22 protein-coding genes and 1 pseudogene are annotated in these 19449 nt (G+C 67.4%); 14 read left to right on the top strand and 9 right to left on the bottom strand.

From position 1 onward, the window contains the following. Positions 1 to 26 precede the first annotated feature (26 nt). The 4 genes from AC1DGD_RS03650 to AC1DGD_RS03635 all read left to right on the top strand — a co-directional run bounded on the left by AC1DGD_RS03650 (position 27) and on the right by AC1DGD_RS03635 (position 2396). A complete protein-coding gene (locus AC1DGD_RS03650; protein ID WP_223917407.1) occupies positions 27 to 386 on the top strand; it encodes a non-heme iron oxygenase ferredoxin subunit in 360 nt (119 codons plus the stop codon). 88 nt (positions 387 to 474) lie between these two features. Beyond that, a complete protein-coding gene (sufC, locus tag AC1DGD_RS03645; protein ID WP_026537381.1) occupies positions 475 to 1272 on the top strand; it encodes a Fe-S cluster assembly ATPase SufC in 798 nt (265 codons plus the stop codon). A gap of 13 nt (positions 1273 to 1285) precedes the next feature. Next, complete coding sequence (locus tag AC1DGD_RS03640; RefSeq protein WP_018772973.1) at positions 1286 to 1618, top strand: metal-sulfur cluster assembly factor; 333 nt, start codon at positions 1286 to 1288, stop codon at positions 1616 to 1618. Between the two features lie 181 nt (positions 1619 to 1799). Further along, entirely contained in the window at positions 1800 to 2396 is a 597-nt protein-coding gene (locus AC1DGD_RS03635) for a hypothetical protein (RefSeq protein ID WP_476855925.1), read from the top strand. Positions 2397 to 2465: 69 nt separating this feature from the next. On the opposite strand, the gene ypfJ is transcribed toward AC1DGD_RS03635, so the two are convergent. Continuing rightward, complete coding sequence (ypfJ, locus tag AC1DGD_RS03630; RefSeq protein ID WP_476849629.1) at positions 2466 to 3353, bottom strand: KPN_02809 family neutral zinc metallopeptidase; 888 nt, start codon at positions 3351 to 3353, stop codon at positions 2466 to 2468. A 58-nt stretch (positions 3354 to 3411) separates the two neighbouring features. On the opposite strand from ypfJ, the gene AC1DGD_RS03625 reads away from it, so the two are divergent. Together AC1DGD_RS03625 and AC1DGD_RS03620 are read left to right on the top strand one after the other, a co-directional pair. Further along, positions 3412 to 4824: a class I adenylate-forming enzyme family protein gene (locus AC1DGD_RS03625; protein ID WP_476855924.1), complete on the top strand. Its 1413-nt coding sequence runs from the start codon at positions 3412 to 3414 to the stop codon at positions 4822 to 4824. 118 nt (positions 4825 to 4942) lie between these two features. Further along, positions 4943 to 6097, top strand: a complete 1155-nt coding sequence (locus AC1DGD_RS03620; RefSeq protein ID WP_476856039.1) for a thiolase family protein — start codon at positions 4943 to 4945, stop codon at positions 6095 to 6097. A gap of 195 nt (positions 6098 to 6292) precedes the next feature. Here AC1DGD_RS03620 and AC1DGD_RS03615 read toward each other — a convergent pair whose 3' ends face one another. Further along, on the bottom strand, positions 6293 to 7096 hold the full coding sequence (locus AC1DGD_RS03615; RefSeq protein WP_476855923.1) for an IclR family transcriptional regulator: 804 nt from the start codon (positions 7094 to 7096) through the stop codon (positions 6293 to 6295). A 122-nt stretch (positions 7097 to 7218) separates the two neighbouring features. On the opposite strand from AC1DGD_RS03615, the gene AC1DGD_RS03610 reads away from it, so the two are divergent. The 7 genes and pseudogenes from AC1DGD_RS03610 to AC1DGD_RS03580 all read left to right on the top strand — a co-directional run bounded on the left by AC1DGD_RS03610 (position 7219) and on the right by AC1DGD_RS03580 (position 13114). After that, positions 7219 to 7722 (top strand): tripartite tricarboxylate transporter TctB family protein, encoded by a 504-nt coding sequence (locus AC1DGD_RS03610; RefSeq protein ID WP_476855922.1) that lies wholly within the window; start codon positions 7219 to 7221, stop codon positions 7720 to 7722. 2 nt (positions 7723 to 7724) lie between these two features. Continuing rightward, positions 7725 to 9227: a tripartite tricarboxylate transporter permease gene (locus tag AC1DGD_RS03605; protein WP_476855921.1), complete on the top strand. Its 1503-nt coding sequence runs from the start codon at positions 7725 to 7727 to the stop codon at positions 9225 to 9227. A gap of 64 nt (positions 9228 to 9291) precedes the next feature. After that, positions 9292 to 9573, top strand: a pseudogene (locus AC1DGD_RS03600) (tripartite tricarboxylate transporter substrate binding protein); the annotation flags it as partial. Positions 9574 to 9650: 77 nt separating this feature from the next. Then, positions 9651 to 10439: an NAD(P)-dependent oxidoreductase gene (locus tag AC1DGD_RS03595; RefSeq protein ID WP_476855920.1), complete on the top strand. Its 789-nt coding sequence runs from the start codon at positions 9651 to 9653 to the stop codon at positions 10437 to 10439. Positions 10440 to 10520: 81 nt separating this feature from the next. Further along, positions 10521 to 11858 (top strand): TRAP transporter large permease subunit, encoded by a 1338-nt coding sequence (locus tag AC1DGD_RS03590; protein WP_476855919.1) that lies wholly within the window; start codon positions 10521 to 10523, stop codon positions 11856 to 11858. 12 nt (positions 11859 to 11870) lie between these two features. Then, the gene (locus AC1DGD_RS03585; RefSeq protein ID WP_476855918.1) at positions 11871 to 12128 is read left to right on the top strand and encodes a hypothetical protein; all 258 of its coding nucleotides are present in this window, start codon (positions 11871 to 11873) and stop codon (positions 12126 to 12128) included. After that, the gene (locus tag AC1DGD_RS03580; RefSeq protein WP_476855917.1) at positions 12125 to 13114 is read left to right on the top strand and encodes a cyclase family protein; all 990 of its coding nucleotides are present in this window, start codon (positions 12125 to 12127) and stop codon (positions 13112 to 13114) included. The genes AC1DGD_RS03585 and AC1DGD_RS03580 overlap by 4 nt, the downstream gene beginning before the upstream one ends. A gap of 78 nt (positions 13115 to 13192) precedes the next feature. Here AC1DGD_RS03580 and AC1DGD_RS03575 read toward each other — a convergent pair whose 3' ends face one another. Genes AC1DGD_RS03575 through AC1DGD_RS03565 form a run of 3 tightly spaced genes read right to left on the bottom strand, consistent with a single transcriptional unit; the run spans position 13193 to position 15272 of the window. Next, positions 13193 to 13825 (bottom strand): energy-coupling factor transporter transmembrane component T family protein, encoded by a 633-nt coding sequence (locus AC1DGD_RS03575; RefSeq protein ID WP_476849632.1) that lies wholly within the window; start codon positions 13823 to 13825, stop codon positions 13193 to 13195. Beyond that, positions 13822 to 14628, bottom strand: a complete 807-nt coding sequence (locus AC1DGD_RS03570; protein WP_476855916.1) for an energy-coupling factor ABC transporter ATP-binding protein — start codon at positions 14626 to 14628, stop codon at positions 13822 to 13824. The genes AC1DGD_RS03575 and AC1DGD_RS03570 overlap by 4 nt, the downstream gene beginning before the upstream one ends. Further along, positions 14625 to 15272, bottom strand: a complete 648-nt coding sequence (locus AC1DGD_RS03565; RefSeq protein ID WP_476855915.1) for a biotin transporter BioY — start codon at positions 15270 to 15272, stop codon at positions 14625 to 14627. Before AC1DGD_RS03565 ends, AC1DGD_RS03570 begins: the two co-directional genes overlap by 4 nt. A 315-nt stretch (positions 15273 to 15587) precedes the next feature. Here AC1DGD_RS03565 and AC1DGD_RS03560 point away from each other — a divergent pair, with 315 nt between their 5' ends. Beyond that, positions 15588 to 17186, top strand: a complete 1599-nt coding sequence (locus tag AC1DGD_RS03560; RefSeq protein ID WP_476855914.1) for an ABC-F family ATP-binding cassette domain-containing protein — start codon at positions 15588 to 15590, stop codon at positions 17184 to 17186. A gap of 70 nt (positions 17187 to 17256) precedes the next feature. Here the strand turns inward: AC1DGD_RS03560 and AC1DGD_RS03555 are convergent, their stop codons facing one another. The 4 genes from AC1DGD_RS03555 to AC1DGD_RS03540 are packed head-to-tail and all read right to left on the bottom strand — an operon-like array spanning position 17257 to position 19373. Next, positions 17257 to 17736, bottom strand: coding sequence for a YbaK/EbsC family protein (locus tag AC1DGD_RS03555; protein ID WP_476855913.1), 480 nt, complete (start codon positions 17734 to 17736; stop codon positions 17257 to 17259). Positions 17737 to 17739: 3 nt separating this feature from the next. After that, positions 17740 to 18618 (bottom strand): SURF1 family cytochrome oxidase biogenesis protein, encoded by an 879-nt coding sequence (locus tag AC1DGD_RS03550; protein WP_476855912.1) that lies wholly within the window; start codon positions 18616 to 18618, stop codon positions 17740 to 17742. Then, positions 18619 to 18912: a hypothetical protein gene (locus AC1DGD_RS03545; protein WP_476855911.1), complete on the bottom strand. Its 294-nt coding sequence runs from the start codon at positions 18910 to 18912 to the stop codon at positions 18619 to 18621. After that, complete coding sequence (locus tag AC1DGD_RS03540) at positions 18909 to 19373, bottom strand: DUF3099 domain-containing protein (protein WP_028275536.1); 465 nt, start codon at positions 19371 to 19373, stop codon at positions 18909 to 18911. Before AC1DGD_RS03540 ends, AC1DGD_RS03545 begins: the two co-directional genes overlap by 4 nt. Between the last annotated feature and the right edge of the window lie 76 nt (positions 19374 to 19449).

Genomic DNA, 19449 nt, shown 5'->3' with positions numbered 1-19449 from the left:
AGCACCAGAGAACACGGACGACATCAATGACTGAACAGCCAAAGGGCGAGCTAGTCTGCAACGCCAGCGAGATCCAACTCAAGCAGGCGCTGCGGATCCTGATCGACGACTACCCGGTAGCGATCGTGAAGGACTCGATGGGGGAGATCCACGCCATCGGCGACACCTGCTCGCACGCGGACATTTCGCTCTCCGAAGGAGAAGTCGAAGGCTGCAAGATCGAGTGCTGGGGCCACGGCTCCCAGTTCGACCTGCGCAGCGGCGAGCCGCTCCAGCTGCCGGCCTATGATCCCGTTCCCGTGTTTGCCGTGACCGTCCTGGATGACGAGGTCTACGTGGACTTCACCAACGTCCTGAACGGCGCCGAGGCTCCCAACTTCAGCTAGCTGCCTGCAGCCGGCAACCCGCACAAGAAAACTTATCGCCAAGAAAACGCACAGTGCCGAGGGCACGGTGCAGAGGAGAACAAGACACATGTCGACTCTTGAGATCAAGGACCTGCACGTCAGCATTGACACCGAGCAGGGCACCAAGGAAATCCTGAAGGGCGTCAGCCTGACCATCAGGACCGGCGAGACGCACGCCATCATGGGCCCCAACGGCTCCGGCAAGTCCACGCTGGCGTCCACCATCGCCGGGCACCCGCGCTACAACGTCACCTCCGGCACGATCACCCTCGACGGTGAAGACGTCCTCGCCATGAGCGTCGACGAGCGCGCCCGCGCCGGCCTGTTCCTCGCCATGCAGTACCCCGTCGAGGTCCCGGGCGTGAGCATGACCAACTTCCTGCGCACCGCCAAGACCGCGATCGACGGCGAAGCCCCCAAGCTGCGCACGTGGACCAAGGACGTCAAGGCCGCCATGGCGCAGCTGCGCATCGACGCCGACTTCACCCAGCGCAACGTCAACGAAGGCTTCTCCGGCGGCGAGAAGAAGCGCGTCGAGATCCTCCAGCTCGAGCTCTTCAAGCCGAAGTTCGCCATCCTCGACGAGACCGACTCCGGCCTGGACGTCGACGCGCTCAAGGTTGTCTCCGAGGGCGTCAACCGCGCCCACGGCGAAGGCAACATGGGCACCCTGCTCATCACGCACTACACCCGGATCCTGCGCTACATCAAGCCGGACTTCGTGCACGTGTTCGTCGATGGCCAGGTTGTGGAAGAGGGCGGCCCGGAGCTCGCCGACCGCCTCGAAGACGAAGGCTACGACCGCTACGCCACCGGCGCAGGGGCGGCCACCATCGCTGCCGCCTCGGCTGCAGCCCAGGCGTAGTTAGGACTCCGCAATGACCGAACTCAATGTGGCCCGCACGGGCCTCGAGGATGTCGAAGAGGCGCTCAAGGATGTGATCGACCCGGAACTCGGGGTGAACATCGTTGATCTGGGCCTGCTGTACGGTCTGAAGTACTCGGACGACGACGGCGCCCTGCTGATCGACATGACCCTCACCACCGCCGCCTGCCCGCTCACCGACGTGATCGAGGAGCAGGTCGGCAAGGCCCTGGACGGGATCGTCGACGACTGGCGGCTCAACTGGGTGTGGATGCCGCCATGGGGTCCGGAACGGATCACCGAGGACGGCCGCGACCAGATGCGAGCCCTGGGCTTCAACATCTAGGTCCCCACCGCCTCCCTAATTACGCCGACGGCGGCCCCACCTCATTGAGGCGGGGCCGCCGTCGTCTTTTCGTTCCGGCGTTCCCGCCGCCGTTCCCATATCGTCCCGGCGGTGGTCTGATAAAGACAACGGGTCCACACGCTTCGGGCCGGGCACGCCGTCGAACAGGAGGCACACGGGAATGGATGCCACGCCACCGCCGCGGCCCTCCGATGCGGGCAAGGACTTCGTGGTTGTCGAGGACAGCGGCGAGTTCTCCTACTACCGGTCCCGGGAAGCCCTGCTGGCCGACTTCGAATATGTCGGCGAAGCTCCGTGCATCATGGACCGCAGCGCCACTACCTACCGGCTGGAGCTGGACGAGAACCGCCACCTGCGCATGGGACCGCCCCTGGGATCGGTGGAGTTCCACTGGCTGCGCCAGGCCCTCGCCGAGGCGGGTGACGTGCATCCCGAGTCCCTTCGGCTGCAACGGGTTGACCCCGTCGGGCTCGCCGGGCTCGTGGCCGGACTGTTCGAGACGCTGCAGCTGGAACGCGGAACCGATGCTGAGCTGGGGCTTTGGAGCCTGGACATCGACGGTCTGGCGACGCGGCGCAATGCGCTGGCCGACGTCGACCGCCTCCTGGCCGGAAACGACCGGCTGGAATCGGTACTGGTGACCGACCCCTTCGGGCACCAATACCGGCCCGTGTGGCACGCAAAGCACCGGCACCTGGGCCACGCCGGATTCCTCAGCTACGTCGAGGTCCCGATCCGGCGCCGGCCGCGCGGGTGAGGCCTCGGGTTTAGGCCCGAGAGTTGGGCCGAAGGGTTGGGGCCAGGGGGCTGGGACTAGGGGGTGGGGCTAAGGCGTTGCCACCGCGAACGTGTCGCACTTGTTGATGTCCCCAGTGGTGTACCCCTGGTAGAACCACTTCTGCCGCTGGGCACTTGAGCCATGGGTCCATGCCTCCGGTGAGACGCGGCCCGTGGCGGCCTTCTGGATGCGGTCATCACCGACGGCGGAGGCCGCCGACAGGGCGTCCTTCACGTCCTGGTCAGTGAAGGGGTCGAGATAGGGCTGGCCGGTCTTGGGATCCGCCTGCGTCGTTGCATAGTGGGCCCACAGCCCTGCGTAGCAGTCGGCCTGGAGCTCAACCCGGACACCCCCGGAGCCGGGGCCCTGCGGATCCTGTTGCGCCCGGTCGAGGTCGCCAAGCAGGTTCTGGACGTGGTGGCCGAATTCGTGGGCCACCACATATTCCTGCGCCAGGGGACCGCCTGAGGAGCCAAACCGGTCCACCAGCTCCTGGAAGAAGCCTGGATCGAAGTACGCCGTGGTGTCCACGGGGCAGTAGAACGGCCCCACGTCCGAGGTGGCGGCGCCGCAGCCGGTGTTGGTTCCGCCGGTGAAGATCACGGCCTTCGGCCGCGGGTACTTGGTGTTGTACTGCGACAGATAGGCCGGCCAGAAGGCGTTCAGGCTGTTGACCGTGCCGGTGATCCTGCAGTCGAGGCGGGCGTCGGCGTCGGCGCCGGTCTGGCAGGCGGGGGCAGAGCCCTGGCTCTGCGACTGGGGCTCCTGGACGGTGCCGGCCAGACCCTCGAGAAGCTGGGGGTTGATGCCAAAGAGGGCTGCCAGCAGCAGGATGATGCCACCGCCGATCCCGCCGCCGATCATCGGGCCGCGGCCCATCCCGCGACGGTCCTGGACTTGTGACGGGTCCAGCGGGGCGTTGTCGTTAAAGCTCATGGAGTCACAATATCCCGCACACGCAGCAGCGGCGCCCGGCAACGCTAAAGTTGGTTCGATGCCTTTTCTCGACAGACTCCAGCGCTGGGCCGATGACCGTCCCGACGAGACAGCCGTCGTCGTGTCCGGAGAGCACCTCAGCTGGTCGGCCCTGCGGGACAAAGCGGCGGCCCTGGTGCCTTCGGCGCCGGCCATCACTGTGCTGTCCGAACAAAATTCAACCCACTTCGCCATAGCGTTCGCCGCGGCCGTGGCTGGTGAGCGGCAGTGCGCCGTGTTGGACCCGGCCTGGCCCCAGCAACTCCAGGACGGCATCACCGCCCGCATCGCCGGGTCGGAAACGGGTCCGGCGCGTGCAGTTCCCGGGCCGGACCCGTTCCTGGTCGACGGGCCGCCGGAGACCTCGTTCCTGGTCGGCCTGACGTCCGGCACGACCTCGGTGCCCAAGGCGTTCACCCGCTCGCGGCGGTCCTGGCAGGAATCCTTCGAGGCCTCCATCGAATTCTTCGCACTGACGCAGGACGACAAGTCCCTGGCTCCCGGGCCGCTCGCGGCAAGCCTGAACCTCTACGCCCTCGCCGAATGCCTGTATGCCGGCGCCGAGTTCCACAGCCTGGATCACTTCGACGTCGGCGCCGCCCACGCGGCCGTCAGCCACGACGGCATCACCCGCCTGGTCCTGGTGCCCACCATGCTCCGGCTGCTCAGCGAGCGGGGCCTTACCGGCGGTGTCGATGCCTCCGGCATCCGCAGCATCATCTGCGCCGGTTCCAAGCTGGACGCCCGGACGCTGGAGGCGGCCCGGCGCTGGGCCCCCAACGCGACCATTTTCGAGTACTACGGCGCCTCCGAGCTCAGCTTCGTCTCGGGCGCCGGGTTGCGCCCGGGCGAGCCCGTCGAGCCGGGCGGGACCGGCATCGGGAAGCCCTTTCCCGGCGTCGAAATCCGCATCCTCGGCGACGACGGCGCCGAACTCCCGGACGGCAGCGACGGCAACATCTGCGTCCGCAGCGGCATGGTCAGCAACGGCTACCTGTGGGGTGACGACGGTCAGGCGCTGCGCTGTTTCGACGGCTGGTACACCGTGGGGGACCAGGGCTACCTCTCCGACGGGACCCTGCACATGCTGGGCCGCCGCTCCGACATGATCATCACCGCCGGCACCAACGTCTACCCGCATGAGGTCGAGATGGCGCTGGCCTCCGTCCCGGGCGTTGCGGCGGCCGTGGCGGCCGGCATGCTTGACGATCTTCGCGGCCAGCGCGTCGTGGCCGGCGTCGTGCCCTCGCACGGGGCGGTCACCGCCACCCAGCTGCGGTCCGGGATCGACGATGTGCTGGCCCGGAACAAGCGCCCCCTGGAGTACTTCGTGCTCACGGAGCTGCCCCTGACGGACCGCGGCAAAATCAGCCGGCAGCTGCTGCTGGACTGGGTGGCCCGGAACGATCCCAGGATCCGGCGTCTTGGCTGAGCCGCGCGCGGGCAGCGGGCCGGCAGCACCCGGGCAGCCGACCCGCGGAACGTCGTTCCCCGGGCGGTCTGTTCCCGGGCTGTCGTTCCCGGGGCTGCTGCCTGAGGACAGGCAGCCGGTGATCATCGCCGCGCGCCGGACGCCGCTGTGCCGCGCCAACGGGGCCCTGAAGAAGCTCCGCGCCCACGAACTCCTGGCTCCGGTGCTCCGCGGCCTGCTCGCCGATGCCGGCGCCGGCGCAACCGCAGAGGCCGTGACCGACGTCGTGATCGGCAACGCCGTGGGCGGCGGCGGGAACGTGGCCCGGCTCGCCGCGCTGGAGGCGGGCCTGCCGGTCACCGTCCCCGGCGTCACCGTGGACCGGCAATGCGGCTCCGGTCTGGACGCGATCGTCCTGGCCTCCCGGCTGGTCGCGGCGGGCGGCGGCGGCCTGTACCTCGCGGGCGGCGTGGAGAGCATCAGCACGGCTCCGCTCCGTGCCCACCGCAACGACGACGGCAGCCCGGACTTCTACAGCCGGGCCCAGTTCGCGCCGCTGAGCTTCGGCGACCCCGACATGGGGGTGGCGGCCGAAAACGTCGCCGCCCGCTTCGGCATCAGCCGGCAACGCCAGGACGCCTTCGCGCTCCGCAGCCACCGTCGTGCCCTGGCAGCCGCCGCCGCCGGGAGGTTCGACGCCGAAATCGTGCCCCTCGCCGCCGGCTCCGGCGAGTCCGCGGCAGCCGACGACGGTCCGCGGCCGAGTCTTGGCCCGGCCCTGATGGCCCGTTTCCCGCCTGTATTTGCCAGCGGCGGCACGGTCACGGCCGGTAACTCCTGTTTCGACGCCGACGGTGCCGCCGCCGTCGTTGTCACGTCCATGGAGCGGGCCCGGCAGCTGGGCGCCGCCGACGGGCTGTTGGTCCTGGGAACCGACACTGCCGGGGTGGCGCCGCAGCTGCTGGGCATCGGAGCGGCCGCTGCGACCGAACGGCTCCTGGCGGCGCACGGACTGAGTGCTGCGGACGTGGGCCTGGTGGAATTCAACGAGGCCTTCGCGGCCCAGACGCTCGCGTGCTTTGACCAGTTGGGAATCGACCCGGACCAGGCCAACCTCGACGGCGGCGCCCTGGCCCTCGGTCACGCCTATGGAGCCTCGGGCGCGGTACTGGTCACCCGGCTGCTGGCCCAGGCCCGCAGGTCCCCGGAGCCGGGGCAACTTTCCCTGGCGATGATCAGCATCGCAGGCGGCATGGGCACGGCCGCGCTGCTGGGGTACGCGCGCCTGACCTGACCCCGGGAGGGGGACATGCCCATTCTTCGCGGCGCAGGATGGACATATAGGCCAGATGTCCACTGGCTGCGGGCAGGGGAGGGCATGTCCCTGTACCCGGTGCGGGCATGCCCCGGCGTGGCCTCGGGGAAGGACATGCCCATTCTTGGGCACGGGGAGCGGGCACGTGGTGGCGTGGCGGCGGTGAGGCCGTGCCTAGTAGACGGACCCTTCCAAGAGTTCTGAGAGTCGGCCGGCGGCGCGCCGGAGTTCAGGAACGCCGGCCTCGAGGCCGGCTTCGGTGGCTGACTCAACGGGGCTGGTTAGTGCCATGGACTCACTGGGGCGTCGGGTTCCGTTCGGCACAGCGACGGCGACCGACAGCACGCCGGTGGCACGCTCATCGGCCGAATACGCGTAATCGACGCCGGGCTCAGGCAGGCGTGCGCGGAGCTCGTCGGCAGTAAATGTACTCTCCTCATGGCCGGATGCGACGGCCGCGGCTACCACTTGCCCGAGTTCCGCATCGGAAACGGTGGCCAGCAGGATCTTCCCGGCCGCTCCGACGGTGAGGGGGAGCCGCTTACCCAGCGGCAGGTCATAGCGGAGGGGCGAGTCGCCGTCGACACGTGCGACGAGGATCCTTTCAAAGCCCAGCCTGGTGTACAGCGATGCCGTGAGTCCCGTCTGGGAGGCCACCTGTTGGAGGATCGGCCGCGCGGCAACCACGAGGGGGTCGTTCTCCAGGTAGCTCCGGGCCGCGGGCAGGACCGCGGGGCCGATCCGGTAGGACTTGTCCGTCTGGCTGACCATGCCGAAATCCTGAAGGACCCGCAGGATCCGCAGCGTCGTCGGCAGGCTCATGCCGCAGGTCCTGGCCAGGTCACTGAGGCGCTGGGGCCGCTCCGCACGTTGGAGTTCGGCGAAAACTTCCATAGACCTGGACAGGGAGCGCATGTTCCCGGCCTTGGGGCCGCCCTCTTCAGCGGAGCCGGCCGAATGTGTCGAAGTCACTGTCATTGTTTCATTCTATGTAACTGCACTGCGCTTGACAGCGTTTGTGTCTCCTGTCACTATTTCTTCAGACGAAATGTTCTTTCATTCTATGAAATAGAATGTCGCGAAACGTAAGAAGGAAAACGATGACAACGGAGTCACTACTGACTAAACCCGAGCGCGCCATCCGCGTCGCTCCGTCGGTGCTTGCGGGCATCGGCACGTTCACCGCCGTCGGCGTCTATGTTCTGGTCAGTTCGGTCGGCCTCGGCCTCTGGACGTCGTTGGGGCCAGGCCCCGGCCTGTTCCCGTTCGCCATGGGAGGGGTGCTGGTCGCGATGTCAGCGCTCTGGCTGGTCCAGGAGCTGCGCCGGCCGAGCGAGAGGGCCGAGGGGATCGACAGGGGTCTGGTGATCGCGGTCGTGGTCAGCCTTGTGCTTGTGGCGTCCGTCATGGATTTGCTGGGCTTTCAGCTGAGCATGTTCCTGTTCCTGCTCTATCACCTGAAACTGCGGGGCCGCCGGACCTGGGTGTCCTCCCTGATCATCGCCCTTGCCGGAAGCGTCGGTGCGTTCTATGCCTTCAACTACGGGCTGAACGTCGCACTCCCCGTCTCGGCATTCGCTCCGCTGAACCTGATCGGACTATAGACGTGGACACACTTAACGAACTGCTCGGCGGCTTCGCAGCCGCCATGACCTGGCAAAATCTGATCTTCGCCTTCCTGGGCTGCCTGCTGGGCACCATCATTGGGGTCCTTCCCGGAGTTGGCCCGGTGGCCGGTGTAGCCCTGCTCATCCCGCTCACTTTGAACCTGGACCCCACCGGTTCGATCATCATGCTGTGCGCCATTTTCTACGGCACCCAGTACGGCGGAACCATCACCAGTGTCCTTTTGAACACTCCGGGTGAGGCGTCGTCGGCGATCACCACCATCGACGGTTACGCGATGACCAAGCTCGGCAGGGCCGGTGCGGCGCTGACCCTGGCCGCAGTAGGTTCCTTCGTCGGCGGAACCATCGCCACCATCGGACTGGTCGCTGCTGCTAAGCCCCTGGGCGAACTGGGCCTGCTCGTCGGTCCGCCGGAGTTCTTCGCCCTCATGGTCGTCGGCATCTCCCTGCTGGTCGCCCTGGCTGGCAAATCCATGGTCAAGGCCATCATCTCCGGAGCCCTAGGCCTGCTGATCTCCATGGTCGGCATCGACCCCGTTGCGGGTGCCCCGCGCTTCACCTTCGGGATGGAGCGGCTCCTGGACGGCGTTAGTTTCGTGGCCGTCATTGTCGGCGTCTTCGGGCTCTCCGAAATCCTGTCCCACCGCAAGAACGCGGAGACTCCGTTGGTTCATGCCCCCGGACTCCGCTCGCTGCTCCCCACCCGGACGGAATGGCGCCGCAGCGCCCCCGCCATGGCCCGGGGCACCGGCGTCGGCTTCGGACTCGGCCTTATTCCCGGCATGACCGGATCAGTCTCGTCCCTGCTGTCCTATGCCGCGGAAAAGAAGTTCTCCCGCTTCCGCCACCAACTCGGCAAGGGCGCAGTCGAAGGCGTCGCCGGTCCCGAAACCGCCAACAACGCCCACGCCAATGCCGCCCTGATCCCGCTCTTCACCCTCGGCATCCCCGCATCCCCGACCATCGCCGTGCTGATGGGCGCGTTCCTGCAACAGGGCCTGACCCCTGGGCCCGCGCTGTTCACCGACCACTCCGAGATCGCCTGGGCCATCATCGCCAGCCTTTTCATCGGCAACGTGCTGCTGCTGCTCCTCAACGTCCCCCTGGTCGGCCTCTGGACCTCCATCCTGCGCGTCCCCACGCCCATCCTGACCGCACTGATCCTGCTCTTCATGGTCATCGGCGCCTACACCATCAACTTCAGCGTCTTCGACGTGTTCGTGATGATCGGCTTCGGCCTACTCGGCCTGGCCCTGAGGAACCTGGACATCCCGCTGGCACCGATGGTCCTCACCCTGGTGCTCGGCCCCCTGATGGAACGCTCACTACGCGAATCCCTGGAAATCTCCCAAGGCGACTTCAGCGTCTTCACCAGCCGCCCCATCTCCGCCGTCCTGATCGGCGCCGGCGTGCTGATCATCTGCAGCCCGCTGCTCAAGTTCCGCAAACCCAAGGCCCTCACCGAGGATCCCGAAGCCTGACCCTCCTAATACACCGTCCAAACACCCACCAGCCACCAACGCATTTCTTCAAAGGAGAAGACCCTTGTCACGCAATAAAATCACCGCAGCCTTCGCAGCAGCAGCACTTATCGCCCTCACCGGCTGCGGCGCCAACGCCAGCGCCTCCAACACCTCAGGGGAGGACTTCCCCAAGAAGGGCAAGTCCATCGACCTGATTGTTGCCTTCTCCTCCGGCGGAGCCGTGGACACCGCAGCCCGCCTCGTTCAGCCGATCCTGGAGAAGGAACTCGGCACCAACGTCGAGGTCATCAACAAGCCAGGCGCCGGCGGACAGATCGGCTACACGGCACTGACCAGCGCCGAAGCAGTCTTCGACGACGAAACCACCCGCCGGGCCGCCATCATCGCCGACCGACACTAAAGCAAGAAAGACAGAAAACTATGACCGCGTGCACCATCATCGGCCTCGGCGAAGCCGGAGCCACCTACGCGACTGCACTCATTGCGGCAGGCCACAGCGTCACAGGATTTGATCCCGTCGCACCATCCACCCCGGCCGGCGTCACCAGGGCAGCAACCGCGGCCGAGGCGTGCCTTGGCGCAGACGTTGTCCTGGTCCTCACCGGAGCGGCCGCAGCCCGCAGTGTGGCCCAGGAATGCCTGCCCGTTTTGCCGGAGGGCAGCTGCTATGCCGACTTCACCTCGTCCTCACCGCACGTCATGCGGGAACTTGGGCAGTTGCCCAGTCCGGCACTCTTCGTTGACGTCGCCATCCTCGGGCCCGTAGCCGCGCTGGGCGAGAAGACCCCGCTGATGGTCAGTGGCCCGGGGTCCCGGGCCGTTGCCGATCTCCTGGCGCCGCTTGGTGCCGAGGTCGAAATCGCCGACGGCGAGCCCGGGGCCGCGATGGCCCACAAACTGCTCCGCAGCGTCTTGATGAAAGGCCTGGCCTCCGTGGTGGTCGAAGCCGTCACGGCGGGACGGGCCGCGGGACTGGAAGATTGGATCCGGAGTCAGATCGCCAGGCAGCTGGCGGGGGACGGCCAGGCAGTCATCGACAGGTTCCTCACCGGCACAGCCAAGCACGCCCTGCGCCGTTCCAAGGAGATGCAGGACACTGCCGGCTACCTCACCGACCTCGGAGTCCCCGCCGAAATGACCACAGCCTCCGCTGCGGCACTTACGCGCATCGCCGAGAAATCAGCACAGGCGGCGCCGGCCTTGCGCTGACCCCGACCTCAGGCAGAATCGTTTACAGGAATCAATGATGAACCATCCGCAAACCAGCACTACCCCGTCAGGAGCAGCAGCATGATCGGCATCTGGGCCCTGGCAGCCTATCTGGCCGTCATCCTGCTGTGGACGACCCTTCTCAAGCGCAGCGTTGGAGAGGCCATGATCCTCGGATTCCTGGTCGTCCTGCCTTTCACGGGGGTCACAGCGGCGCAGATCGGCTGGTCCTCCCTTTACACGGCGGTGACTGATGAAATCGTCTACGCCACCATGGCGTTCGTCTTCATGGGGTACCTGCTGGACAAGACCGGAGTGCTGGACCGGCTCATCGACCTGTTGAACTCACTGATCGGCGGTACCAAGGGAGGCCCCGCCTGGGTGTCCACCGTGGCGTCGGCAGGCCTCGGCGGGGTGGTCCACAACCAGGCGGCGATCGCCGCGACCGTGGGTTCCGTGACCATCCCGTGGATGGAAAAGTCCCGGCTCGACAAGCCCGCGGCCGCGACCCTCGTCGCGGGAAACGCCGGAATGGGCATCACTTTCCCGTTCAGCGCTTCGATGTTCGTCCTGGTCGGCTCCGCCACAGTCGGGCCCCTGCTCAACGTCAATGAACTCGTGCTTCCGCTGTTCATCGGCGGGCTGTGGTGCTTCCTGCACCGGCTGATCGTCACCTGGCTGCTGATCCGCAAGAGCGGGATGACACCCTTGGATGCCGCGCACCGGTTGCCGGTCCGGGCGGCGTTCGGCCGCGGCTGGGCCACGCTGCTTTTGTTCGTCGTGGTGGCCATCCCACTGATCATCACCTCCGGCTTCATCGCCACCGCACTGTCGGACTGGACCGGCGGAGACATCACCAAGTCCCTGAGCATCATCGTCTGGATCCCGGTGGTCCTGATCATCACCGGCGCCGTCCTCGGCCGAAAAAACCTCCCACGCAGCGGCCGGGGCTGGTGGACCCTGCTGCAGGAGTCCGCCCCGAGGTTCGGGATCGTCGGCATCACTGTCGTCTTCGCCTTCGCCGGCGCCAACGCCCTCGCCGCCACCGGCCTGCCCCAGCAAATGACGGCACTGCTCAACCGGATGAACCTGCCCCTGTGGCTCCTCGCCATCCTCATCGGGCTGATCGTCATCGCCGTCGCCGCGCCCCTCTCCGCCACGGCCACCATGGCCGCCGTCGGAACCGTCGGTGTCGCCACACTCGTTAGCGCCGGTGTTCCGGCGACCACCGCCGCCGTCGCCGTGCTCGTCTTCTCATCCTGCGAAGCCGCCGTTCCCCCCGGAGGCGCGCCCCTGTATGTCGCCTGCGGCATCGCGGACGTGGACCCGATCAAAACCTTCGCCCGACTGCTCACCCACTACGCCCTGCCCCTGCTGGGCATCGGCGTGCTCATCATCCTCGGCATCCTGCCGATCTAAAGGAACCGCGACATGCACAAGATCAGACGAGCCATCGAAGTCATCTTCATCGTGAGCCTCGCCGCCCTCCTCGCCGGCGGAGTCCTGTTCGTGACGGGCCAGGCCATCGCCCTTGCCGCCGGCCAGAGCGAATGGCTCGTATTCTTCAACGAATCCGTCAAGCCCCCGATGTGCCTTGCGGCATCGATCTGTGCGATCGCCGGGTTCTTCCTCAACTACAAGCGCTACGAAAACAAAGAACAGACTCCCCAGAAGGCAGCGACGCGATGACCGACACCAGGGAATCCGGAACCTACCCGTCCTTCGCCGAACTTCTCGAACGGGAGGGCGCGCTATCCGGGACGTCGTGGGGGCTGTTTCCCCAACCTGACCGCGGAACGCCGTCCTTCATCACGCAGGACACCACCCTGGAGGCCAGGAACTGCATCAGGACCGGCGTGGTCTTCGGCCTGGACTACCCGGCCGATGCCTTCGATCCCGGAATGTCACTCAAGCGCAGCGCCCCTCGTCACACCATCTACTCCTCCCACCCGGCCCACCGGGACGACTACCTGGACGGGTATTACCTCCAGGGATCCACGCAGGTCGACGGGCTCCGGCACCGCCGGGCAGACGACATCGGCTTCTACAACGGCACCCGCGATGACCGGATTACGGAAGGCACCCCGGACCTCGGCATCCAGGAATGGGCTGACAAACCCATCGTCGGCAGGGGAGTGCTCGTCGACCTCGACGGCTACCGCACCGGCGAAGGCACTCCCATTGACCACACAGCAGGTGAGCCCCTCGGGCTTGACCTGATCCAGGCAGCCATCCAGGCCCAATCCCTCACCATCCAGCCGGGCGACATCCTCATGCTTCACACCGGATGGTGTGAATGGTTCCTGGCCCTGACCATGGCGGACAAGCAACAGACCCGGGAGAGCCGCCGCGCCACCGGCATCGCCCAATCACAGGAATTCGTCGCCTGGGCCTGGGACCACCGCCTCGCGCTGATTGCCGCCGACAACTTCGCCCTCGAATGCCTGCCCGTCATTCCCGAAAGCCCCTTTCTGTTATCGGCGCCCAACGACCACGGCATGATGCACCAACAGCTCTTGGCCAAACTCGGCATGCCGCTCGGCGAACTCTGGAAGCTGGGACCCCTCAGCCGACACATGAAGAAGACCGGAACCTGGGACGCCTTCGTCAGCATCAAACCGCTGAACATCACGGGCGGCACCGGGTCACCTGCGAACGCCACCGCAGCGACGTGAGGGCAGGTCCACTGGCTGCGGCCAGGGGAGGGCATGTCCACTGGGTTGGCAGCGGAACCGCGGCCCGGCCATCCGGGGCTAGTCTTCCGGGTCCTCCGGCTCACCCAGCCCACGGGCGGCGAGGGCCTCGCCGGTCTGCCGGGCGAAGGCCACCGTGCTGATGAAGACGGGCAACACCAGGGCCCGCGGGTTGCGTTCGAGTCCGCGCGCCCTGGCCGAGTCGCGCACGTCCGTGTAGGCCCCGGCAACGAACGGGATGCTGCGGAGCATGATGGCGATGGTCAGGGCGAAGCGTTCCGGGTCCGCACCGAAGCGCCGGAACGGCCGGGCAAGCGACGCCACGCCGTCGAGGAGTGCCTGCACAGGAGTGGTGGCGGTCAGGATTGACGCCGCGACGACGCAGACCAGGACGTTCAGGACGATCCGGGCGGCGGTCGGTGCGCCCAGCTGCCACCACTGGAAAAGCCCGATCGCCACGAGTACCGGAAGAACCGGACGCACCGCGCGGAACAGCCGGGCCGGGCCGGCCCCGCTGAGCAGGAACAGTCCGCAGAGCAGCACCAGCATGACGGCCGACACGGCCCAGTCCGCGATCAGGAACGACGTCATTCCGCACCCAACGACCAGCAGGAACTTCAGCCACAGCGGCGCACGGTGGACCAGGGACGAGCCCGGCACATACGCCGCCAGCAGGAAGCCGTGACCGCTCACGCCTGCTCCCGCCGGGCCTGGTCGGGCACGGCCCGCTCCAGCCGGCCGCCGGCTACGCCGCCGAGCCCACCGCCGGCTGGGACGCCGTTAGCCGCTGGCAGGCCCGCCGCGCACAGGGCGCGGTAACGGGCGACGGCGGCCGCCGGTTCGCCGTCGAACACCACCTTCCCGGCATCCACCACCAGGACGCGGTCCATGTCCAGGGCCAGCTCGAGGTCGTGGGTGGACAGAATCACCTGCTGGCGGAGCCCGGCGAGGGTGCGCCGCAGGAGTTCGCGGTTCCGCAGATCCAGCAGTGTGGACGGCTCGTCCAGAACCAGCACCTCCGGATCAACGGCCAGGACCGCGGCCAGCGCCAGGAGCTGGCGTTCGCCGCCGGAGAGCTCGTAGATGCTCTGGTCCGCCAGCGGCAGGAGACCGAACCGTTCCAGCACCGACTCCGCGTGGGCCCTGCGCTCGGTGGCGTTGCGGATGGAGCGGCGCAGGGACAGTTCCACATCCTCGCGTCCGGTGGGCATGACGAGCTGGGAGAGCGGGTCGGTGAACACGAAGCCCACGCGGCGGCGGACCTCACGGACGGCCCGGACGGTATCGGCGCCGTCGACTCTCACGGTGCCGTCGCTGGGTGCCACGAGGCCGTTCAGGAGCCTCAGGAGGGTGGACTTGCCCGAGCCGTTGGCCCCGATAACCCCGATCCGCCGTTCCGTCAGGTCGAGCGAAAACTCCTGGAGCAGCGTCTTGGGTGCGGGGCGGCCGTCAACCGGCACCCGCACCGAAACCCGGTCCAGGACGATGATGCTCACGGGCGGGTGTCAACCGTCCGGACACGGCGCAGCAGCAGGTCCGGGAAGGCCTTGTGCAGGGCCAAGGCGATGCTGACGGCCAGGACGTTCTTGATGATGTCGCCGGGGTAGAACACGAGATCGGCCAGGAAGGCTTTGGAGAAGTCCAGCTTGGCGTTGACCATCATGCCCAGGATGCCCAGGCCGTGGATGAAGACGATGCTGCTCACCATGGCGGCGGCGAACAAGAGGATGGCACGCAGTCTGCCTTTGCGGTTGGCGGTGCGCTTGAGCACGACGACGGTCAGCCAGCCGACGGCCGTGGCGGCCAGCAGGAACCCGATGATGTAGCCGGCGGAGGGTCCGGCGAGGACGCCCAGCCCGCTGCGGCCGCCACTGAAGATCGGCAAGCCGGCGAAGCCCAGGAGCAGGTACAGGCCGACGGCGGCGAAGGCCCGGTCAGGGCCCAGGGCCAGGCCCGTGAGCATGACGGCTAGGGTCTGCAGCGTGATGGGCACGCCGAGGCCGCCTACGGGAATGGCGGCGATCAGTGCCGAAGCGGCCACCAGGGCGGCGAAGACGGCGATGAGGCCAAGGTCGGTGGCATTCCAGCGGACCCGGCGGCGCGGGGTCCTGGCTGCGGCGGGACGGTCGGTTTGCGTCATGATGTTCCTGTCGGGGTGCTGCGGCGGAAATATGGATTGTGATATCGACTGTACGGTCGCGGCGGGGACTGTTTTTTGTAGGCGCCCCACTAACGCGCGGCCCGGTTGCTGGAGGGCACCGCCAATGAACACGGCCAGCCGGCCGGGCCAGCATCGCGACGGCGGCTGCCTACTGCCATTCGTGCCAATGTCAGGGAGCCGGGGTGGTGCCGGTAGACTTGCAGAGGCCGTGCTCTCGCATCGCCCTGCCCCGGCCCCGCCCAGACTCCACCCGTCGTGCCGCGGCATTCCCTGTTGTGAAAGGCCTTAGCTGCATTGATTACCGTCCAGGATCTCGAACTGCGCGCCGGCGCCCGCCTCCTCATGGACCAGGTGAGCTTCCGGATCGACAAGGGAGACAAGATCGGTCTGGTCGGCCGTAACGGTGCAGGCAAGACAACGCTGACCCGGGTGCTTGCGGGCGAGGGCCTGCCCGCCGCCGGTAAGGTAACCCGCACCGGCGAAATCGGCTACCTGCCGCAGGATCCGCGCACCCCGGACATGGAGCAGCTCGCGCGGGACCGGATCCTGTCCGTCCGCGGCCTGGACATTGCCGTGGGCAAGCTCCGCCTGGCGCACGAAGAGATGGCCAGCGAGGACGCTACGGTCCAGCGCAAGGCGATGAACCGCTATGACCGGCTTGAATCCGAATTCCTGGCCGCCGGCGGCTATGCCGCCGAAGCCGAGGCGGCAGCGATCTGCTCGAACCTCGCCCTGCCGGACCGGCTGCTGAACCAGCCGCTCAAGACCCTGTCCGGTGGACAACGGCGCCGCGTCGAGCTTGCGCGCATCCTGTACTCGGACGCCGAAACCATGCTCCTCGATGAGCCCACCAACCACCTCGACGCCGATTCCATCTCCTGGCTCCGTGAGTTCCTCAAGAACCACCAGGGCGGGCTGATTGTCATCAGCCACGACACCGAACTGCTTGAAGCGACCGTCAACAAGGTCTTCCTCCTCGACCCCAACCGCGCGCAGATCGACTTCTACAACATGGACTGGAAGCGCTACCTCAACCAGCGCGAAACGGACGAGCGCGCCCGCAAGCGTGAGCGGGCCAATGCGGAAAAGAAGGCCCAGGTCCTCATCGACCAGGCCAACAAGATGCGCGCCAAGGCCACCAAGGCCGTCGCCGCCCAGAACATGGCCAAGCGTGCCGAGCGCCTGCTCGGCGGCCTCGAAGCCGTGCGCGCGACGGACCGCGTGGCAGCACTGCGCTTCCCGGATCCGTCACCCTGCGGCAAGACCCCGCTCACCGCGGACGGCCTCAGCAAGTCCTACGGCTCGCTGGAGATCTTCACCGACGTCGACCTTGCCATTGACCGCGGGTCCAAGGTGGTCATCCTGGGCCTCAACGGCGCCGGCAAGACCACGCTGCTGCGGATGCTGGCCGGCGTCGACAAGCCGGACACCGGCGAAGTCGTTGCGGGCCACGGCCTGAAGGTGGGCTACTACGCGCAGGAGCACGAGACGCTCGACGTGGACCGCACCGTCCTGCAGAACATGCGCTCCTCCGCCCCGGACATGAACGACGCGGAAGTCCGCAATATCCTGGGCTCATTCCTGTTCTCCGGCGACGACGTCGACAAGCCCGCCGGTGTGCTCTCCGGCGGCGAGAAGACCCGGCTGGCGCTGGCCACCATCGTGGCCTCGAGCGCGAACGTGCTGCTCCTCGACGAGCCCACCAACAACCTGGACCCCGCCAGCCGCGCCGAAATCCTCGGGGCCCTGAGCAACTACACCGGCGCCGTCGTCCTGGTCAGCCACGATGAGGGCGCCGTCGAGGCGCTCAACCCGGAGCGTGTCGTCCTGCTTCCCGACGGCATCGAGGACCACTGGAACGAAGACTACCTGGACCTGATCACCCTGGCGTAAGTCACCCAACCGACCCGCAGCGGGGGCCGTTCCCGGCACGGAAAACGGCCCCAGCAGCGAGGCAGCCGGGTCAGCGGACCGGCATCTCTTCCGCGGCCGTGATCCGGTGCAGGTCCGCGTAGCTGATCGAGAACATCGAGTTGTGGTCCCCTGCGCCCGCCCAGAGCACGCGGTGGGCCGACAACGACTCATCCAGCAGGGTCCGGATCTTCTCCGGGTGGCCTACCGGGGCGACGCCGCCGACCTCCTGGCCGGTGTGGGCCAGGACGAACTCGGGGGAGGCACGACGGATCTTGCCCGTGCCCAGCCGGTCCGCGACCTTGCGGACGTCCACCTTGGCCGCGCCGCTGGCCAGGATGAGCAGCGGAGTGCCCTCGAGCTCGAACACCAGGCTGTTGGTGATCGCCGCGACATCGCAGCCCAGCGCGGCGGCGGCCGCTGCCGCCGTCGGCACCTTCGCGTCGAACACCGTCACGGTGTCCTGGGCGCCCAGGGCCGTGAGGGCACGCTTGACGTTGGCCACCGGGCCGGGAAAGGCGTCAGGGCTCATCGCTCAGAACCCCTGGGCGTCGAGGATGGCGTCTTCCTCTTCTTCCGCCGTCGCGTTCTTGCGCTTCCGCGGAGCAGGACGACGGCGGGCCACCGGGCCGCTGGAGTGCAGGAACACGCCCTCGGCGGCCTCCGCTTCGGCGTCCTCCGCGTCGATCGCGGCGTTGCGGGCCTGCTGCCTGGCCGCGTAGCCGAACCCGACGAACATCAGCACGCCGAACGCGAACCACTGCAGGGAGTAGGACAGGTGGGTGCCTTCATCAGTGGTCGGTTTAGGGAACGGGAACGGCACGTCCTGCACCGACGGCGACTCGGAGGCCAGCTGTCCGTAGGCGCCCGTCAGCAGCGGATAGCCCAGCTGCCCGGAAAAGGCGGAAAGGTCGATCGAGGCCAGCTGTCCGTCAGGGGCGCCGCGCTGCAGCTCGGGCTCGGCCGGCTTGAGGCGGGCAACCACCGTCACCGGCCCCTGCGGCGGGGCAGGCACTGAGTCGGGCCGTCCCGGGGTGTTGTTGCCGATGGGCAGCCAGCCACGGTCGATCACCACGGTTTCGCCGGACTGGAGCTTGAAGGGAACCACCACCTCGTAGCCGGGCTGGCCGTTGAGCGGGCGGTTGCGGACGATGCGCTGGCCGGCGGCGTCGTAGCTGCCCTTCAGTTCCACCTGGGTCCACTCCCGCTCCGGATTCAGCCGGCTGAACTGGTCCCGGACATCGGCGAACGGCACGGGGGTGGCCGAATAGTTCGAGACCACCCGGTTGATTTCGGCCAGGGTCTCGGCGCGGCGGTCCATCTGCCACCGGCCCAGCCCAACGCAGCCGGCAGCGAAGATCGCGGCCAGCAACAAGTACCCCAGCCATTTACTGGAGAAGAGAAAGCGGTACATTCAGCCGATCCTGCCTGACGGGTCGAGAGGGGCGGTCACTGCCGGGAGGGGGACGTTCTCTGCGCCGAGGACCACAGTCTCTTTCCACAGTCCGCGCGTCTGGAGGTAGTCCTCAAGCCACGCGCGGTGCTCCCCGCACGCCAGCCAGATCTTGCGCCGCTCCGGGGTGTGGATCTTGGGATTGTTCCACAGCAGCTGCCATTCCGCCGCCGCGCGGCAGGCTTTCCGCGAGCAGACGGTGCCCGGGGCCGCGGCCTTGTCCCCACCGGTCCCGGCCAGGTCAAAGAGATTCATGAAGCTGCCCGTCCGTGGTCGTCGTCGTTCTCATCTTCGATCAGCTCACCCTGCAGCAGCGTCCCTGAACCGTCTGCGCCGTCGCTCAGATCCTGCCCGTTTGGATCCTGCCCGGCGGGGCCCGCGGTGTCCGGTGCGTCCAGCTCTGCGAGCGGAGCATAGTCCAGGAGCGAGTCACTGTGGATTTCCGCCTTGTCGCTGCCGTTGGCGATCACCACCGCCACCCAGGGCAGGAAGACGGCGCCGGCGATCGGCAGGAGCTTGAACCAGCCATCCACGACAAAAATCAGGATCAGGCAGACCATGCGGATGCCCATGGCGATGGCATACTTCACCATCCGCTGGTGCATCTCGTCCGAGTGCGCAGCAGCGGCGTCGGTGATGCTGTGCACCTCGGTACCGCCGGACTCGGAGTCCGGCCTCCCGGGCACATGAGCACCGGGTCGGTTTTTGAGTGTCACGGCTGTCAGATCACGCTCCCAAGGCTTACTTCGATTCTCTCACCATCGGCGGAGCCGCCCAAACGGAAGCGAACCG

The organism is Arthrobacter sp. 05T45, assembly GCF_056395875.1.
The sequence above is the reverse complement of the archived record's forward strand: the minus strand, read 5'-3'. Positions and strand labels throughout refer to the sequence as shown.

Excerpts from the sequence above, each read along its gene's own strand:
- AC1DGD_RS03580 (WP_476855917.1), top strand. The coding sequence starts at position 12,125 with ATGACCGACACCAGGGAATCCGGAACCTACCCGTCCTTCGCCGAACTT.
- AC1DGD_RS03625 (WP_476855924.1), top strand. The coding sequence starts at position 3,412 with ATGCCTTTTCTCGACAGACTCCAGCGCTGGGCCGATGACCGTCCCGAC.
- ypfJ (WP_476849629.1), bottom strand. The coding sequence starts at position 3,353 with ATGAGCTTTAACGACAACGCCCCGCTGGACCCGTCACAAGTCCAGGAC.
- AC1DGD_RS03635 (WP_476855925.1), top strand. The coding sequence starts at position 1,800 with ATGGATGCCACGCCACCGCCGCGGCCCTCCGATGCGGGCAAGGACTTC.
- AC1DGD_RS03615 (WP_476855923.1), bottom strand. The coding sequence starts at position 7,096 with ATGACAGTGACTTCGACACATTCGGCCGGCTCCGCTGAAGAGGGCGGC.
- AC1DGD_RS03650 (WP_223917407.1), top strand. The coding sequence starts at position 27 with ATGACTGAACAGCCAAAGGGCGAGCTAGTCTGCAACGCCAGCGAGATC.
- sufC (WP_026537381.1), top strand. The coding sequence starts at position 475 with ATGTCGACTCTTGAGATCAAGGACCTGCACGTCAGCATTGACACCGAG.
- AC1DGD_RS03610 (WP_476855922.1), top strand. The coding sequence starts at position 7,219 with ATGACAACGGAGTCACTACTGACTAAACCCGAGCGCGCCATCCGCGTC.
- AC1DGD_RS03565 (WP_476855915.1), bottom strand. The coding sequence starts at position 15,272 with ATGACGCAAACCGACCGTCCCGCCGCAGCCAGGACCCCGCGCCGCCGG.
- AC1DGD_RS03585 (WP_476855918.1), top strand. The coding sequence starts at position 11,871 with ATGCACAAGATCAGACGAGCCATCGAAGTCATCTTCATCGTGAGCCTC.
- AC1DGD_RS03555 (WP_476855913.1), bottom strand. The coding sequence starts at position 17,736 with ATGAGCCCTGACGCCTTTCCCGGCCCGGTGGCCAACGTCAAGCGTGCC.
- AC1DGD_RS03640 (WP_018772973.1), top strand. The coding sequence starts at position 1,286 with ATGACCGAACTCAATGTGGCCCGCACGGGCCTCGAGGATGTCGAAGAG.
- AC1DGD_RS03545 (WP_476855911.1), bottom strand. The coding sequence starts at position 18,912 with ATGAATCTCTTTGACCTGGCCGGGACCGGTGGGGACAAGGCCGCGGCC.
- AC1DGD_RS03595 (WP_476855920.1), top strand. The coding sequence starts at position 9,651 with ATGACCGCGTGCACCATCATCGGCCTCGGCGAAGCCGGAGCCACCTAC.
- AC1DGD_RS03550 (WP_476855912.1), bottom strand. The coding sequence starts at position 18,618 with ATGTACCGCTTTCTCTTCTCCAGTAAATGGCTGGGGTACTTGTTGCTG.
- AC1DGD_RS03590 (WP_476855919.1), top strand. The coding sequence starts at position 10,521 with ATGATCGGCATCTGGGCCCTGGCAGCCTATCTGGCCGTCATCCTGCTG.